Origin of the sequence: Streptomyces sp. NPDC048002 (assembly GCF_040653275.1) — a bacterium.
In the GTDB taxonomy this organism is placed as follows: Bacteria; Actinomycetota; Actinomycetes; order Streptomycetales; family Streptomycetaceae; genus Streptomyces.
In genome coordinates, this window is sequence record NZ_JBEZNL010000034.1 from 26,512 (window position 1) to 42,429 (window position 15,918).

The window sequence follows — 15,918 nt, forward strand, 5'->3', positions numbered from 1 at the left end:
CGGCGCCTCACACCACCCGGGTGGCCCCCGCGAACGGCATCTCGCTGATCGGCGCCAGCCGTACCGGTGCGGACGGGTTCGGGGCGTGGATCATCTGGCCGTTGCCGACGTAGAGGCCGACGTGGGTGATCCCGGAGTAGAAGAACACCAGGTCGCCCGGGAGGAGTTCGGAGCGGGAGACCCGCCTGCCCGCGTCGATCTGGGTGTAGGTGGTGCGCGGCAGGGAGACGCCCGCCGCGCGGTAGGCGGCCTGGGTGAGCCCCGAGCAGTCGAAGGCGTCGGGGCCGGTCGCGCCCCACACATAGGGGCTGCCGAGCTTCGAGTAGGCGTAGGCGACCGCGTCCGCGGCGCGGGCGTTGGGTGCCTGCGCGGCGGTGGAGCCGGGCGCCGCGAGTCCGTCCCGGGTCCCGGAGGCGGAGCGGGTGGCGCGGTCGGCCGTACCGCCGGTGAGCGCCTCGCCGCCGCCGAGCCGCGCGCGCTCCTCGGCCGACAGCCGGGCCAGCAGCCGGTTGGCCGCGTCGAGCTTCCCGGTGATGGTCTTCTTGTGCCGCTTCAGCTCCGCCTGGCGCGACTTGAGCGAGGCGAGCTCGATGTGCGCGGCCCCGCGCAGCCGCCCGATCTCGCGCAACTGCTTGCGGACGTCCGCGACGGAGGCCGCCTGCCGGGTGCCGACCCGCTCGACGAACTCGGCGCCGTGCAGATACCGCTCGGGGTCGTCGGAGAGCGCGAGCTGTACGGAGGGGTCGAGTCCGCCCGCGCGGTACTGGGCGGCGGCCATCGAACCGAGCGAGTCCCGGGCCGAGTTGAGCTTCTCGGTCTTGCGGGCCGCCTCGTCGCGGAGCTTCGCGAGCCGTTCCTCCGCGGCCTGCGCCTTCTCCTTCGTGCCGTTGTACTTCTCGGTGGCGGCCTCCGCCTCCTGGTACAGCCGGTCGACCTTCGCCTTGACCTGCGACGGCGTGAGTTCCGGCTCGGCGTGTCCGGTGCCGTCGAACCCCGTCGCGGTCGCCGCGCCCGCGAGGGCGACGGTGGCGGCCGTACGGACGGTGTTCGCACCGCCCGAGCGGGGGCGGGGCCTGCGGTGTGCTGCCACGTGGACTGCACGTCCTTTCGCACTGCCTCTGCTGCGACCGCCTCTTCCGTGTGCCCGTCCGGGGGAGCGGGGCACGGCCGCCCGGGGGCGGTTGCGCGTCCGGCGGCGGCCCGCACAGGGGGAGCAGGCCGCCGCCGGACCTTCTCGGCGGTGGTGTCCGACTGCCGCCCCTGGCCCGGGCGGCGGTGGGGAGCCGGTCACCTGGGGGAGGACGCTAGGCCCGTGTGTGTCGGGTTGGTAACGCGTTGTCCGGAACTGTCATCAGGGGATCGCGAGGCGACCGCATATGACCGGCGGGCGCGAGTGGAGCGGGCGCCTTGACGCTGCGCGATGACCGAAGTGAGGGTTTCGGGGCGGGTGGGAGTGGCGGGGTGCTATGGACCGCATATATGCAAGATCGAGAAGGCGGGAGGGGCGGCCCGGTGTCGGGGCGGCCAGGAGCCCCTGATTAGGCTCCGGCCTCATGGACGTACTCATCCATCTCTTCGTCGGCCTGCACATCATCGGCATCGCCTCGCTCCTGGGCGGTTTCCTCACCCAGATGAAGGCCATGGGGCAGGGCGCCGCCCGGTTCACGCCGGCGATGCTGCACGGCGCGGTGACGATGCTGGTCACCGGTGTGATCCTGGTCGGTCTCAACCAGGCGGACGACCAGACCGTCAACAACATCAAGATCGGCGTCAAGCTCGCCCTGCTGATCGTGATCCTCGGCCTGGTCTACGTGAAGCGGGACGACGAGAAGGTGGACAAGGGCCTGTTCGGGCTGGTGGGCCTGCTCACCACGGCGAACGTCTTCATCGCCGTGCTGTGGACGTGAGCCCGCCGTCCGGGCTGCCGTCGGCGGCCGCGTAGTCCCGCGCCTCCCGGACCGCGCCCGCGGCGACGGCCAGCCAGACCGCGACCGCGATCCACAACAGGACCTCGCCGGGGACCTCCAGCCAGGACGCGTCGAGAGCGGCGGCGACCGACAGGGTCGCCGCCGCCGTCATGCCCAGCGGGAACACGGTCGCCCAGCGGCGGACGTCGTAGCGAAGCCGCGGCCGGACGAACTCGGCGGCCATCAGGACGGCGTACCAGGCCAGATCCAGTACCAGCAGGCCCCCGGTGACCGTGTGCAGTACGTCGTCGGCGTCGTTGTTCCACAGATACAGTGCCGCGCTGTCGGCGGAGATCAGCTCGGACCCGGCGAGCGCGGAGATGGACAGCGCGCCACCGGCGACCCAGTGGTCACCGGCCCCCTCGGTCACCTGACGCGGATCGAAGCGGACGAGCGCGGCGGCGTAGACGACCAGGCCGAGCCAGAACAGTACGAGCGCGGCATGGGCCAGCCACGCCGACGCCTCCGCGGCGGCGAGCGTCGCACCCAGCACGGCGAGCCCTTGGGTGGCCACGCAGCTCAGGAACACCGCGCCGGACATACCGCGGTGCCAGTGGCGCACGACGGCGTAGAGCAGATACGGCCACAGCAGCGCCGACAGGGCCAGCAGGGCCGCGGCGAGGGTCTGCCAGCCGAGGGCGGAGAAGCGGGTGCCGAGTACCGTCGTCGCCGCGACGGCCGTGAGCCCGGCGGGCGTGGCGGCCTCCCGCAGCCACCGCCGCGGCTCCCGTGCCAGCCGCAGGGCGAAGTCCGCGGCCAGCCCGAGCCAGGCGGCACACGCCACCACCAGGGTGAGCCGGGAGAGGACCTCGTAGCCGGCGAGGTGGAGCCCGACGGACACGATGCCGGTCGCCATCACCGCCGCCCCGGCCGCCGGAGGACGCTGCGCCCACCAGGCGCGCAAGGAGTGAGGGGCAGAGGTGCCGGGCATGCGCCGATGCTAAGGAGCCGGGCGCGCGTTCCCGGCGGGCCACGCGCGCGGGAGCCCCGAAATACGCGCGGGCGCAGGCAGCCGGGCGGCGGCCCCGGCTCCGGAACGGGGAGGGCAGCCACAGCCGTGCGCCCGCCACCGGACGCAGGCCCACGCGGGCGCCGCTCCTGCGGGAGACCTCCCGCGCGCGCCGCTCACGGAGACACGCGCGCGCCGCTCACAGGGACACGCGAGCGCCGCTCACAGGGACACGCGCGCGTGCCCCGCGCTCAGGCGGGCCGTACGACGCTGTGGATCGAGCCCTCGCCGTCGTAGTAGATCGACTCCTCGCGGACGTACGCGCCCGGCTTGGGGGCGTGGATCATCATGCCGTTGCCGATGTAGATGCCGACGTGGGTGACGTCGTCGTAGAAGAAGACGAGGTCGCCGGGCTGCGCGCTGGCGAGGGAGACCGTGGTGCCCGCGTTGACCTGGTCGTAGGTGGTGCGCGGCAGGGAGATCCCCGCGGCGTTCCAGGCGCCCTGGGTCAGGCCCGAGCAGTCGTAGGAGTCGGGGCCGGTGGCGCCCCACACGTACGGCTTGCCGATCTGCGCGCGGGCGAAGGCGAGCGCCTTCTCGGCCTTGGCGGCGTAGGAGGAGTCCGACGCGGACGCGGACTCGCCGGCGCTCGTCCCGGTCGAGCCGGAGGAACCGCTCTCCTGCTGAGCGGCCTCCGCGGCCTCCTTCTGACGCTGCTCCTCTGCGGCCTGCTGCTCGGCCAGCTCGGCCGCCTTGGCCGCGGCCTCCTCCTGCCGCTTGCGCTCGATCGCGGCGAGCCGCGCCTTCTCCTCCGCCGTCAGCTCCGAGAGCAGCTCGCGCGCGTCGGCGAGCTTCTTCTGCACCGTCGACTTGGCGGTCTTCAGGTCGTTCTGCGACTCGCTGAGCGTCTGGAGGCTCTCGGTGGCCTCCTGGCGCTTCTTCATCGTCGACGACTGCTGCGTGATGTAGTCGTCGACCGCCTCCTTCTGACGGCCGGTCATCCGGTCCATCAGCTGGGTCTGGTCGAAGTAGTCCTGCGGCGAGTCCGCCAGCAGCAGCGTCGCGGTGTCGGGGGCCGCCGCGCCCGTGCGGTACTGGGCGGCCGCGAAGGAACCCAGCTCCTCCCGCGCGTCGTTGAGCTTCTGGGTGCGCTTGGCGACGTCGTCCAGGAGCGTGTCGACCTGCTTGCGCTGCTTGGTCGTCTTCTCCTTGGCCGCGTTGTACTTCTCGGTCGCCGACTCCGCCTGGCGGTAGAGGCTGTCGACCTTCTTCTCGACCTCTTCGAGGCTGGGCTTGTCGTCCGTGGACGGGCTGGCATTGGCCGTCTGGGACAGGAGGGCCACCGAGGTGAGGGCGGCCGTGGCGAGGGCAGGGGTGCGTATGCCTGCTACGCGCGTACCGGCGGGACGCGACTTGCGGTGCGACGCCAAGGGAGGCGACTCCTTCCATGCTCCGCCTACCGAGTTAGCTGTCGGGTTCGGGCGGGTGGTTCGGAAGGGTTGCCCTACAGCCCTGTCCCGGTGCGGGAGTTGGGCCGATTCACCCCAGGATCGGTTTGGGTCCCCGGCTCCGGCTGCCGTGGAAGGGCAGCGGACTCGGCGGAGGCCGCGCGGCCCGGCGACGTTCGCCGGAGGGGGTCGTACGGCCTGACCGGCACGGTAGCCAACTCGTGTGGCCCCTGTGAAGGTTGATGGGTGATATGCCCGATACATTTTCGTGACCTTTGGTCAGAGCGGCCTTGAACGCGTTCGATCCAGGTCGGTGTGTGATGGTTTGAAGCCTTTGAATGCGTCGCGCCGCTTACGCGAGAATTCGGGCAATGGCCGCATCTGGTTGCGCCCGCGCGATCACGGTGAGTGAAGGTGTTGCGGGCGTGGTGACGAACGTCTCGGACGGGCGTGAGGGCGTGGCGGACCTCTCGCGCCCCGGTCGGCCCGGCCGTCGCGGGTGAGTCGGTGGGGGTGCCCGACAGGGCTGCGGCGGCCACCACTTCGCCCGTCCGATCGCGGAGGGTGACGGCTCGGTCGCGGGTGGGAGGGTCCCGCACGGCGCCCTCCCCGGAAGATCATCGGCCGCTGGATCGAGGGATGTTCGCGAGGGCGGCGGCGGGCTGTCAGTGGGGCGCCCTAAACTCGGAGAGCGATGAGCAGCCTCTTTGACGACAGCTTCCTGGCGGATCTCCAGGGCCCCCGCGCCCACCACGAGGAACCCCCGCCGCCGCCCGAGGACGATCACGCTCCGGAGCAGGTTCCGGACGATCTGTTCGGCGGGAAGTTCGACGTGCCTCCGGACCGGGACGCCTACTACCGCGACGGCGCTCCCCGCCCGGCGCTCGACGCCGCGGCGCTCATCGAGGGGCTCAACGAGAACCAGCGCGCCGCCGTCGTGCACTCCGGCACCCCCCTGCTCATCGTGGCGGGCGCCGGCTCGGGCAAGACCCGCGTCCTGACCCACCGCATCGCGCACCTGCTCGCCGCGCGCGACGTGCACCCCGGGCAGATCCTCGCGATCACCTTCACCAACAAGGCCGCCGGTGAGATGAAGGAGCGCGTCGAGCAACTCGTCGGCCCGCGCGCGAACGCGATGTGGGTGATGACCTTCCACAGCGCGTGCGTACGCATCCTGCGCCGGGAGAGCAAGAAGCTCGGGTTCACCTCGTCGTTCTCGATCTACGACGCCGCCGACTCCAAGCGGCTGATGGCGCTCGTCTGCCGGGACCTCGACCTCGACCCCAAGCGCTTCCCGCCCAAGTCCTTCAGCGCCAAGATCAGCAACCTGAAGAACGAGCTGATCGACGAGGAGGACTTCGCCGCCCAGGCGACGGACGGCTTCGAGAAGACCCTCGCGCAGGCGTACGCCATGTACCAGTCGCGGTTGCGGGAGGCCAACGCCCTCGACTTCGACGACCTGATCATGACCACGGTCAACCTGCTGCGCGCCTTCCCGGACGTCGCCGAGCACTACCGCCGCCGCTTCCGGCACGTCCTCGTCGACGAGTACCAGGACACCAACCACGCGCAGTACGCCCTGGTGCGCGAACTCGTCGGGACGAGCGAGCACCCCGTGGACGTCCCGCCCAGCGAGTACGACCTCCCGCCGGCCGAACTCTGCGTCGTGGGCGACGCCGACCAGTCGATCTACGCATTCCGCGGCGCGACCATCCGCAACATCCTCCAGTTCGAGGAGGACTACCCGGACGCGACGACGATCCTGCTGGAGCAGAACTACCGCTCCACCCAGACCATCCTCTCCGCCGCCAACGCCGTCATCGAGCGCAACGAGTCCCGCCGCCCCAAGAACCTGTGGACCAACGCGGGCTCGGGCGCGCGCATCACCGGCTACGTCGCCGACACCGAGCACGACGAGGCCCAGTTCGTCGCCGACGAGATAGACCGACTCACGGACGGCGGGGACGCCAAGGCCGGTGACGTCGCCGTCTTCTACCGCACCAACGCCCAGTCCCGCGTCTTCGAGGAAGTCTTCATCCGCGTCGGCCTGCCCTACAAGGTCGTCGGCGGGGTCCGCTTCTACGAACGCAAGGAGGTCCGGGACGTCCTGGCCTACCTGCGGGTGCTCGCCAACCCGGAGGACTCCGTCCCCCTGCGGCGCATCCTGAACGTCCCCAAGCGGGGCATCGGCGACCGTGCCGAGGCGATGATCGACGCGCTCTCCCAGCGCGAGAAGATCAGCTTCCCGCAGGCGCTGCGCCGGGTCGACGAGGCGTACGGCATGGCCGCGCGCTCCACCAACGCCGTCAAGCGGTTCAACACGCTGATGGAGGAGCTGCGTACGATCGTGGAGTCCGGCGCGGGACCGGCGACGATCCTGGAGGCGGTCCTCGAACGCACCGGATACCTGGCCGAGTTGCAGGCGTCCACGGACCCGCAGGACGAGACCCGGATCGAGAACCTCCAGGAACTCGCCGCCGTGGCACTGGAGTTCGAGCAGGAGTCGGAGGAGACGCCGGGCGGGCTCTCCGCCTTCCTGGAGCGCGTCGCACTCGTCGCCGACTCCGACCAGATCCCCGACGAGGACGAGGACGGCTCCGGAGTCATCACCCTGATGACCCTGCACACCGCCAAGGGCCTCGAATTCCCGGTCGTCTTCCTCACCGGCATGGAGGACGGCGTCTTCCCGCACATGCGGGCCCTCGGCCAGAACAAGGAGCTGGAGGAGGAGCGGCGCCTCGCCTACGTGGGCATCACCCGCGCGCGCGAACGGCTCTATCTGACGCGCTCGTCGATGCGCAGCGCCTGGGGTCAGCCGTCGTACAACCCGCCCTCCCGGTTCCTGGAGGAGATCCCGGCCCAGCATGTGGAGTGGAAGCGCACGGGTGCCACCGCGCCGGTCTCCGCCGGGCCGGTGTCGGGCGTGGCCGCCTCGCTGTCGTCGAGCCGCTCGCGTTCCGCCGCGTCCGGTGCCTCCGGCTTCGCCACCCGGCGGACCTCGGAGAAGCCGGTCGTCGCGCTGGCGGTGGGGGACCGGGTCACCCACGACCAGTTCGGGCTCGGCACGGTGATGGCGGTCAAGGGCACGGGCGCCAACGCCGAGGCGACGATCGACTTCGGCGACACCAAGCCCAAGCGGCTGCTGCTGCGGTACGCGCCGGTGGAGAAGTTGTAGCCGCCCCCGGGACGGCCGACCGGGGCCCTCGCCGAACGGCGGGGGCCCGCAGGGAAGTTGTTACGTCGGGTCGAGACCGTGGCTGCGCAGCCAGGCGAGCGGGTCGATGGCCGAACCGCCGGCCGGGCGCACCTCGAAGTGCAGGTGCGCACCGGTCGAGTTGCCCGAGTCGCCGGCGTACGCGATCTGGTCCCCTGCCTTCACCGTCGTGCCGGTGGCGACGTGGTACGTGGAGAGGTGGCAGTACCACGTCTCCGTGCCGTCCTTCGCGGTCACGATCATCATGTTGCCGTAGGCGCTGTTGAACTGGGTGCGCACGGTGCCGTCGGTGGCCGCCATGACCGGCGTGCCGTAGGCGACGGGGAAGTCGATGCCGGTGTGCGAGGACATCCAGTTGATGCCCGCCTGGCCGAAGTAGGCGCTGAGACCGTGCTGGGCGACCGGCAGCGCGAACTTGGGGCGCAGCCGCTCCTTGCGGGCGGCCTCCTCGGCGGCCTTCTTCCGCTCCGCCTCCTGCTGGGCCTTGAGGTCGATGCGCTCCTGCGTCCGGCTGGCCCGGTCGGCGAAGTCGTCGGCCCCGGCCGAGAGGGTCTCCAGCTGGGTGTCCAGCTTGTTGTTGGCCGCGGACGGTTTGACGGCCTGCGCGTCCGAGGCGGTCGTCGTCGTGGCTTCCTTGTCGTCGCCCAGCGAGCCGACCGAGGCGGCGGCGATCCCGGCCACGCCCATCACGCACGCCGACGGAACGGCGATGGTCAGCAGCGCGGAGCGCTTGGCGGGCTGACGGCGCCGGGAACGGGACGCGGAGCGGGCGGCGACCCGGGAACTCGGCGCGGGTGTCGTCTCCTCCTGATCGTCCAGGAGGGGGGCCACGGCGGGAAGCTCACCGGTGGCGCTCAACTCGCCCTCGCCGAAGACGGTTTCCTCGTACGACGGCTCCTGGTACGACGGCTCGTCCTGGGAGGGCGCGTCGTAGGGGGTCTCGTCCGCGACGGCCTGCTCGAAGGTCGCCGTCGCCTGGTGCTCGAACGATTCGCCGAGGTGCTGGGGGGCGTCGCCCCCGGCCGTCGCACCGCCGGAGTTCCACTGCGTGGCGTCGTAGGCGCCGGTGTCGAAGGTCTGCGTGCCCCAGTCCCAGTGCTGGGTCTGATCGGTCTGGGCACCCGGCTGCTGTTCGGGCTGGAGCCAGGCGTTCGCGTCCCACTGGCCGCTGGTGTCGGGCCCGTTGGACTGCGGCGGGACGGTCGACAGGTGCTGGTAGTCGGCCGACCAGGCGGCCGTCTCGTACGCACCGGTGTCGTAGGCGGCGTGGTGCTGGGCCGCGTACATGTCGTAGTTGGGGGTCTGCGCGCCCGCCGTGGACCACTGTCCCGAGTCGTACGAGCCGGTGCCGTCGCCCGGCAGACTGCCGAACAGGGGGTCTGCGTCGAAGGTGCCCTGGGCCTGCTGAAATCCGTTGGCGTCGTAGGAGGCGTACGTGGTGAAGTCGCCGTACTGGGCTTCCTGGGTGCCGTACGACGCGTAGTGCGCCGCGGCGGCCTCGGAGGCCGATGCCGGGGTGGTCATGGTCCCCGACGGGTGACGGTCGTTCACCAACTTCTCTTTCGCCTCGACAACAGGGGCTGCCAGAGCAGTGCGGCGACTGTACCCGGCGGTACGCGGGCGCGACAATCTTCGGCAGGTTTCGTGCTTCCATGAAACGGGCATTCGGCCGTGTTTCGGGGGACTGCGGGCGCGAGTTTGGCCTTGTGTTCGAAGAGTGTTCGAACTTCTGGGGCCTTCGGCCGCCCTCCAGGGGCGGCCCGGGAGGCTCGCAGGGGCGGCTCGGAAGGTCCGCAGGGGTGGCCCGGGAGGCCCGCAGGGGTCTCTCACGCCACCGTCAGGCCCCCCGCCCTGGCGGCTTCGGTCTCCGGTGTGGCCGGCTCGTCGTCGAGGGCTCGGCGCACTCCGGCCGCCACCGCCGGGTGCACGGGCAGCGCGAGATGGCCGACCCCGCTCACCCGCACGTTCTGCGCGAGCAGATCGGGGTGGTCGATACAGGCCGTCTCCAGCGGGTCCATGATGTGGTCGAGGTCGCTCCAGAAGCTCACGAAGTGCGTACGGCAACCCGGGGCGGGGCGGGCCAGCTCCTCCAGCACCGCCGAACCGGGCCGCATCTGGCGCACGATGGGGTGCGCGTTCGCCAGCGGCGCGACCCTGGTGCCCGAGTGCGGGGTGCCGAGCGTGACCAGGGTCCGTACCCGCAGGTCACCGCCGAGCCGCTGCACGTAGTAACGGGCGATGAGCCCGCCGAGGCTGTGCCCCACGACGTCCACCCGCTCGGCTCCGGTGCGCGCGCAGATCTCCTCGATGTGGCGGCCGAGCAGCTCCGCCGCGGAACGGATGTCGCAGGTCAGCGGAGAGTAGTTGAGCGACTCGATCCGGTGCCTGCCGTGCTGGGCGAGGCTGCGGCGCAGCAGCAGGAAGACCGAGCGGTTGTCGATGAAGCCGTGCAGCAGCACGACCGGGGGCCTGGCCTCCGTCGGCAGCCGGGAGGTGTCCGATGAGTCCTGCGGGGGGAGCGCGGCCCGGCGCTCCTGGGTGATTCCGGACGGATAGAGGAGGAGGTGCCCGGCGAGGATCGCGATTTCCAGGGCGGTGGCTTTCAGGAGCGCCACGGAGAGTCCGGCCAGCCGGCTCGGGAGGAGCCGCTGACAGAGCGGAAGAAAGGGCAGCACTGCCTTGGTGACCTTCATGGCCGACCTCCTGTCGGCACACCCGAGGACTCCTCTGTCCCCCGTGTGCCCTCATGGGAGGCCACGCCGAGGACGGCCGGCGTCGGGCGGGCAGGCGGGTACGGCGGGCGGCGGTCCTGACGCCGATGGCGTGACGGGGACCTCCGCCGGTGTGGCTACGAGGCTCCCCGCTGTCGTGCCTTACCTGCCCTGCGTGTTCTTCGTGCCCTTGCCGGTGCGCCCCACCACCCCGGCGCGCGGCCTGCGGCGCGGCGGTACGGCGACCTCGTTGCGGCTCCCGTTGCGCGTGGTGCGATGCGCGGTGAACGTGTCCCACCGTGTGATTTCCCCCTCGCTCTCCACCGTGAAACGGCCGGTTGCGGGATGCTGGCGATAACGTTCGTTCACTTCCCCGCGCGGTGTGGCACGGGGCGTCCGTGCCACAGCGTGTGCGGCGTGTACGGCGCGAGTGATGTGTGCGGTACTTGTCGGTACGGATGGATGTAGTCGCTTCATGGAGGCAGTGATGGGTGTGGCAGCCGGTCCGATCCGCGTGGTGGTGGCCAAGCCGGGGCTCGACGGCCACGATCGAGGGGCGAAGGTGATCGCGCGGGCGCTGCGCGACGCCGGTATGGAGGTCATCTACACCGGGCTCCACCAGACGCCCGAGCAGATCGTCGACACCGCGATCCAGGAGGACGCCGACGCGATCGGCCTGTCCATCCTGTCCGGTGCCCACAACACGCTCTTCGCCGCTGTGATCGCCCTGCTCAAGGAGCGGGACGCGGAGGACATCCTGGTCTTCGGCGGCGGCATCATCCCCGAGGCGGACATCGCTCCGCTGAAGGAGAAGGGCGTCGCGGAGATCTTCACGCCCGGCGCGACCACGCAGTCGATCGTGGACTGGGTCCGCGCGAACGTGCGTCAGCCGAGCGTCTCGGGCGGCTGAGCCCGCCCCCACGTACGGTGGCCGGGGGCCGTCGTCCTGACGGACGCGCCCCCGGACCTCGACGGGCCCCTCCGTCTCGGGTGCCGCGCCCTCGCTCCACGGGCGGGTCGTCGCCGCCTGCTGCCCCGCCCCCTGACACCGGGCACCAAGGCTCCGCGCCCACCACTGAGCGACGCGAGACGCCTGCCGCCGGGCCCCGCAGCGGCTCGCTTCGGGCCCGTAGGCACCTCGGCTGTCGCCGGGTGGCGGGTGAGGCGGCGCCGTGTGCTGGGCCGCGCGGATCCTCATCCCCGTGCCAGGTCGCGCGCGACTTCTCGCCACCCCCATGCCGGATTGCGACCCCTCATGCCTGTGCCGGCGCTCGCAGTTCCTCTGCCATTGACGCGCGCAGGCGCAGCGTGGTGACCAGGCGTTGGAAGGCCTCCGCCCAGTACCCGCCGGCGCCCGGTGACGCGTCCTCCGCCTCGTCCGGTACGGCCAGCAGGCCGTCGAGCCGGTCGGCCTCTGCCGGGTCCAGGCAGCGCTCGGCCAGCCCCATCACCCCGCTGAAACTCCACGGGTAGCTCCCCGCGTCCCGCGCGATGTTCAGCGCGTCGACGACCGCCCGCCCCAGCGGTGCCGCCCACGGCACGGCGCACACCCCCAGCAGTTGGAACGCCTCCGACAGACCGTGCCGTGCGATGAAGCCGGCCACCCACTCGGCCCGCTCCGCCGCCTCCAGTGTGCCCAGCAGCTTCGCCCGCTCGGCCAGCGAGACCGCGCCCGGCCCGCCCGCCTCCGGTGCCGCGGGTGTGCCCAGCAGCGCCCGAGCCCACTCGGCGTCCCGCTGCCGTACGGCCGCCCGGCACCATGCCGCGTGCAGCTCGGCCTGCCAGTCGTCCGCCACGGGCAGCGCCACGATCGCGGCGGGCGTACGGCCCCCGAGCCGGCCCGGCCAGGAGCCGAGCGGGGTCGACTCCACCAACTGCCCGAGCCACCAGGACCGTTCCCCTCGGCCTGCCGGAGCCTTGGGGACGACTCCGTCGCGCTCCATGCCCGCGTCGCACTCGTGCGGTGCCTCGACGGCGATCGTCGGAGTGCGTTGCGTCCGGTCGATCGCCACGCACGCCCCGGCCCGCACCGCCATCCGCCCGGCCAGCGCCGAACCGGGCAGCGCGGACAGCAACTCGGCCGCCGTCGCCCGCACATTGCGGCTGCGGTCGGCCAGTGCCCGCTCCAGGAAGGGCTCGTCCGCGGGGCCCAGCCCGCCGCGCAGCGAGTCGAGGAACATCAACCGGTCCTCGGCCCGCTCCGTCGCCCACGTCGTGGCGAGCAACTCCCGCGCCGCGACCGGATCATGCGCCCGAACCGTGGTGAGCAGCGCGACCCGCTCCGCGAACAGTCCCTCCTGCCAGAGGCGTTGAACGCCCGCGTCGTCATCGGGACTCGGCAGCGCGTTGTCCCCGCCGGGCGCCGCCCGCAGGGCGAACCGCCAGTCCGGGTTCAGCCGGGCCAGCCACACTGCGCGGGGGCCCGCGAACCGCAGTGCCGCCGGCCGCAGATCCGTCCGTCCCCGAGCCGCGTCCAGCAGCGCGGGCAGCAGGTGCGCAGGCGCCGCCCACCCCTGGGCGCCGGCCGCCGCCAGCCACTGGGGCAGCAGTTCCATGAGGTCCGGCGCCGTCCCTCTGCGACCGCCACCGGTACCCCCCGCACGGTCGGCCAGCAGCAGCGCGAGCCGCCGGGCCGCCGCCGCGGGCAACGCGGGCCTGGTGTCCTCGGGCGCCGGTTCGAGCCGGTCCGCGGCGCGCGCCGGACGCAGACCGGCCCTGCGCCGCACGGTCTCCACGGCCGCCGCGTCCAGCAGCGCCACCGGCGCCTCCCGGTCCGTACGGACACCCGGCGGGGTGCGGCGGTCGGTGCCGAGCAGGGCGGCGGTGACGAGTTCCTCCCAGACCGGCGCGGCCTCGGGAGCGGAGGCGCTGTTCATGAGGGTCGTCCCTTCCTGAGCCTGCCTGCGTACGGTCGCTGAGGGTCCGGTCGCTGAGGGGCCGGGCGTCGGAGGTGCGGGCGTCGGGGTTGCGGGCGGCGGCTCAGCACAGCCGCACCGCCTCGCCGGCGCCCTCCGGCCAGGCCACGAGCGGAGTGAAGCCCCGGTGTCCGCACTCGCCGAAGACCCGGACCGGACCGCCCCCCGAGAGAGCGACCAGCTTCCACAGCCCCGGGCGGGACCGTGCCACCGGAGTGAGCGGCAGCGCCGTGTCCCCGTCGGCGTCCGCGAGTTGCCAGGAATCGCCGTCCGGCGTCGGTATCACCCGGTCCAGCGTCACCGGGACCGAGTCCAGCCAGGGATCGTCCCGCAGCGCCTCCCCGTAGCGGGCGACGGCCTGGGCCGTCGGCACTCCCGGCGGCCGCAGCGAGGTGGCCACCGGCCCGGCGAACCGCTCGCCGAGCGCCGCGCGTGACTGCCCGCCGCCGGGATGGAAGGACAGCTCGGCCTCCAACGCCAGCCCGACCGGGAGCGCGAGCTCCGGCGCGCGGCCCGCCGCACCGTAGGACAACAGCAGCGCGGTGCGGGACGAGTCGGCGCCGTGGAGCCAGATCCGGCGGGTCGTCAGACGGGCGTCCGCCGTGTCGTACTGGGCGAGCACCAGCCAGCGGTCCCGGACCGGCGGGCCGTCCGGCGCCGTGGGCAGACCGATCCGGGACCGGACGGTGGCCGCGAGGTCCGCCGGCAGCCGCTCGCGGTTCAGCCAGCCCTGGTCGAGCAGATGGAGCAGCGCGCACTCCTCCAGCAGCCGCACCGGCCAGCCCGGACCGGACGACGGAATCGCCCCCAGCTCCCGCACCCGCGCCGCGAGCCCCCCGGCCTGCGCGTCGACCATCCGGGCCGCGGTCTCCTCCCACAGCCCGTACCCCGCCTGCTCCACGCCGGCCAGCCCGCCGCGCACCAGATCCGCCAGCCGCTGCTCCAGCTCCGCCGCCCCCGCGCCTACCTTCTCCGCCCGGCGCTCCGCCCGCCGCCGGGCCGCCTCCGGATCAGCGGAGCCCGCGCCGGAACCGCCCTCCGCCTGCTTCCGCTCCGCGCGCTTCTTCCGGCCCTCGATCCACTCCTCGGCCCAGCCCGGCGGCTTGCCCGACGGCACCGCCGAGTCCCCGCCCGACCACAGCAGCAGCAGTCCGAGCGCGTGCTTGCACGGGAACTTCCGGCTCGGACAACTGCACTTGTACGCGGGGCCGGCCACGTCCGCGACGTCGACGACCGTCTGATACGGCTTGCTGCCACTGCCCTTGCACAGGCCCCACACCGTCCCCTCGTCGGAACTCCCCGCCTCGGACCACGGCCCGGCCGCGCCGAGTTTGCCGCCCGCTTTGCGTGACGCGGCGTCAGGCGCCAGTGCCAGCACCTGTTCCGCGCTCCAGCGCACCCCCTGCTGAGTCATGTCATCGAAGGTAGATCCCCCCACTGACAATCGCCCCGGCGAACACGTTCGCGCAGGTCAGGGCCGATTGTCAGTGGCGTGGTGCACCGTTGGTGACAGATCCGAACCGGCCGAGCTGGAGGGGGACTTAGCCATGACCGTGTCCGCTGCACCGACATCCGAGAAGACCCGTGGGAACACGCCGGCCGAGGCGTTGCGACCGCACGCCGAGGACGCCTTCGCGGCCGAACTGTCCGCACTCGCGGCGCAGGACGACCGCCCGCGTCCGGTCCGCTGGAAGCTGTCGCCGTGGGCCGTGGCGACCTATCTGCTCGGGGGCACACTGCCGGACGGCACGGTGATCACCCCGAAGTACGTCGGCCCGCGCCGCATCGTCGAGGTCGCCGTCACCACCCTCGCCACCGATCGCGCCCTGCTCCTGCTCGGCGTCCCCGGCACGGCGAAGACCTGGGTGTCCGAGCATCTGGCGGCGGCGGTCAGCGGCGACTCGACCCTTCTGGTGCAGGGCACCGCCGGCACCCCGGAGGAGGCGATCCGGTACGGCTGGAACTACGCGCAACTCCTGGCGAACGGGCCCAGCCGGGACGCGCTGGTGCCGAGCCCCGTGATGCGGGCCATGGCGGAGGGCATGACGGCCCGCGTCGAGGAGCTGACCCGGATCCCGGCCGACGTCCAGGACACCCTGATCACGATCCTCTCCGAGAAGACCCTGCCCATTCCGGAGCTGGGCCAGGAGGTGCAGGCCGTCCGCGGCTTCAACCTCATCGCCACCGCCAACGACCGCGACCGCGGGGTCAACGACCTGTCCAGCGCCCTGCGCCGCCGCTTCAACACGGTCGTGCTGCCGCTTCCGGACAGCGTCGAGGCCGAGGTCGACATCGTCTCCCGGCGCGTGGACCAGCTCGGACGCTCCCTCGACCTGCCCGCCGTGCCCGACGGCGTCGACGAGATCCGCCGGGTGGTGACCGTCTTCCGCGAGCTGCGCGACGGGCTGACCTCCGACGGACGCATGAAGGTGAAGTCGCCGAGCGGCACCCTGTCCACGGCCGAGGCCATCTCCGTCGTCACGGGCGGACTCGCGCTGGCCGCCCACTTCGGGGACGGCGTGCTGCGTCCCGCCGACGTCGCCGCGGGCATCCTCGGCGCGGTGGTCCGCGATCCCGCGGCCGACCGGGTCGTCTGGCAGGAGTACCTGGAGGCGGTCGTGCGCGAGCGCGACGGCTGGACCGACTTCTACCGCGCCTGCCGCGAGGTGAGCGCATGACCGCACACCAGGGGGACCGGATGCACGACGACGACA

11 protein-coding genes and 1 riboswitch are annotated in these 15,918 nt (G+C 72.5%); of the genes, 4 read left to right on the top strand and 7 right to left on the bottom strand.

The window, feature by feature from the left end:
- Positions 1-7 precede the first annotated feature (7 nt).
- Entirely contained in the window at positions 8-1,090 is a 1,083-nt protein-coding gene (locus AB0E07_RS30495; protein ID WP_362259344.1) for an NlpC/P60 family protein, read from the bottom strand.
- A 463-nt stretch (positions 1,091-1,553) separates the two neighbouring features.
- Between AB0E07_RS30495 and AB0E07_RS30500 the strand changes: the two genes are divergently transcribed.
- Positions 1,554-1,907 carry a hypothetical protein gene (locus AB0E07_RS30500; RefSeq protein WP_362259346.1) on the top strand — a complete coding sequence of 118 codons (354 nt, stop codon included), beginning with the start codon at positions 1,554-1,556 and terminating at the stop codon, positions 1,905-1,907.
- Here the strand turns inward: AB0E07_RS30500 and AB0E07_RS30505 are convergent.
- Positions 1,885-2,898, bottom strand: a complete 1,014-nt coding sequence (locus AB0E07_RS30505) for a tellurite resistance/C4-dicarboxylate transporter family protein (RefSeq protein WP_362259349.1) — start codon at positions 2,896-2,898, stop codon at positions 1,885-1,887. The two genes, AB0E07_RS30500 and AB0E07_RS30505, sit on opposite strands and share 23 nt — an antisense overlap.
- 269 nt (positions 2,899-3,167) lie before the next feature.
- On the bottom strand, positions 3,168-4,346 hold the full coding sequence (locus tag AB0E07_RS30510) for an NlpC/P60 family protein (protein WP_362259352.1): 1,179 nt from the start codon (positions 4,344-4,346) through the stop codon (positions 3,168-3,170).
- Positions 4,347-4,354: 8 nt separating this feature from the next.
- A riboswitch (cyclic di-AMP (ydaO/yuaA leader) is annotated at positions 4,355-4,527 on the bottom strand.
- A gap of 531 nt (positions 4,528-5,058) precedes the next feature.
- Between AB0E07_RS30510 and pcrA the strand changes: the two genes are divergently transcribed.
- Entirely contained in the window at positions 5,059-7,539 is a 2,481-nt protein-coding gene (pcrA, locus tag AB0E07_RS30515; protein WP_362259355.1) for a DNA helicase PcrA, read from the top strand.
- Between the two features lie 60 nt (positions 7,540-7,599).
- Here the strand turns inward: pcrA and AB0E07_RS30520 are convergent, their stop codons facing one another.
- Complete coding sequence (locus AB0E07_RS30520) at positions 7,600-9,102, bottom strand: peptidoglycan DD-metalloendopeptidase family protein (protein ID WP_362259483.1); 1,503 nt, start codon at positions 9,100-9,102, stop codon at positions 7,600-7,602.
- 302 nt (positions 9,103-9,404) lie between these two features.
- Positions 9,405-10,271: an alpha/beta fold hydrolase gene (locus AB0E07_RS30525; protein ID WP_362259358.1), complete on the bottom strand. Its 867-nt coding sequence runs from the start codon at positions 10,269-10,271 to the stop codon at positions 9,405-9,407.
- A 505-nt stretch (positions 10,272-10,776) separates the two neighbouring features.
- On the opposite strand from AB0E07_RS30525, the gene AB0E07_RS30530 reads away from it, so the two are divergent.
- A complete protein-coding gene (locus AB0E07_RS30530) occupies positions 10,777-11,199 on the top strand; it encodes a cobalamin B12-binding domain-containing protein (RefSeq protein ID WP_186281212.1) in 423 nt (140 codons plus the stop codon).
- Between the two features lie 343 nt (positions 11,200-11,542).
- On the opposite strand, the gene AB0E07_RS30535 is transcribed toward AB0E07_RS30530, so the two are convergent.
- Both AB0E07_RS30535 and AB0E07_RS30540 read right to left on the bottom strand, forming a co-directional pair.
- Positions 11,543-13,165: a DUF5691 domain-containing protein gene (locus AB0E07_RS30535; RefSeq protein WP_362259362.1), complete on the bottom strand. Its 1,623-nt coding sequence runs from the start codon at positions 13,163-13,165 to the stop codon at positions 11,543-11,545.
- A gap of 103 nt (positions 13,166-13,268) precedes the next feature.
- Entirely contained in the window at positions 13,269-14,618 is a 1,350-nt protein-coding gene (locus AB0E07_RS30540) for an SWIM zinc finger family protein (RefSeq protein WP_362259365.1), read from the bottom strand.
- 133 nt (positions 14,619-14,751) lie between these two features.
- Between AB0E07_RS30540 and AB0E07_RS30545 the strand changes: the two genes are divergently transcribed.
- Positions 14,752-15,882, top strand: a complete 1,131-nt coding sequence (locus AB0E07_RS30545) for an AAA family ATPase (protein WP_362259368.1) — start codon at positions 14,752-14,754, stop codon at positions 15,880-15,882.
- Positions 15,883-15,918: the final 36 nt, after the last annotated feature.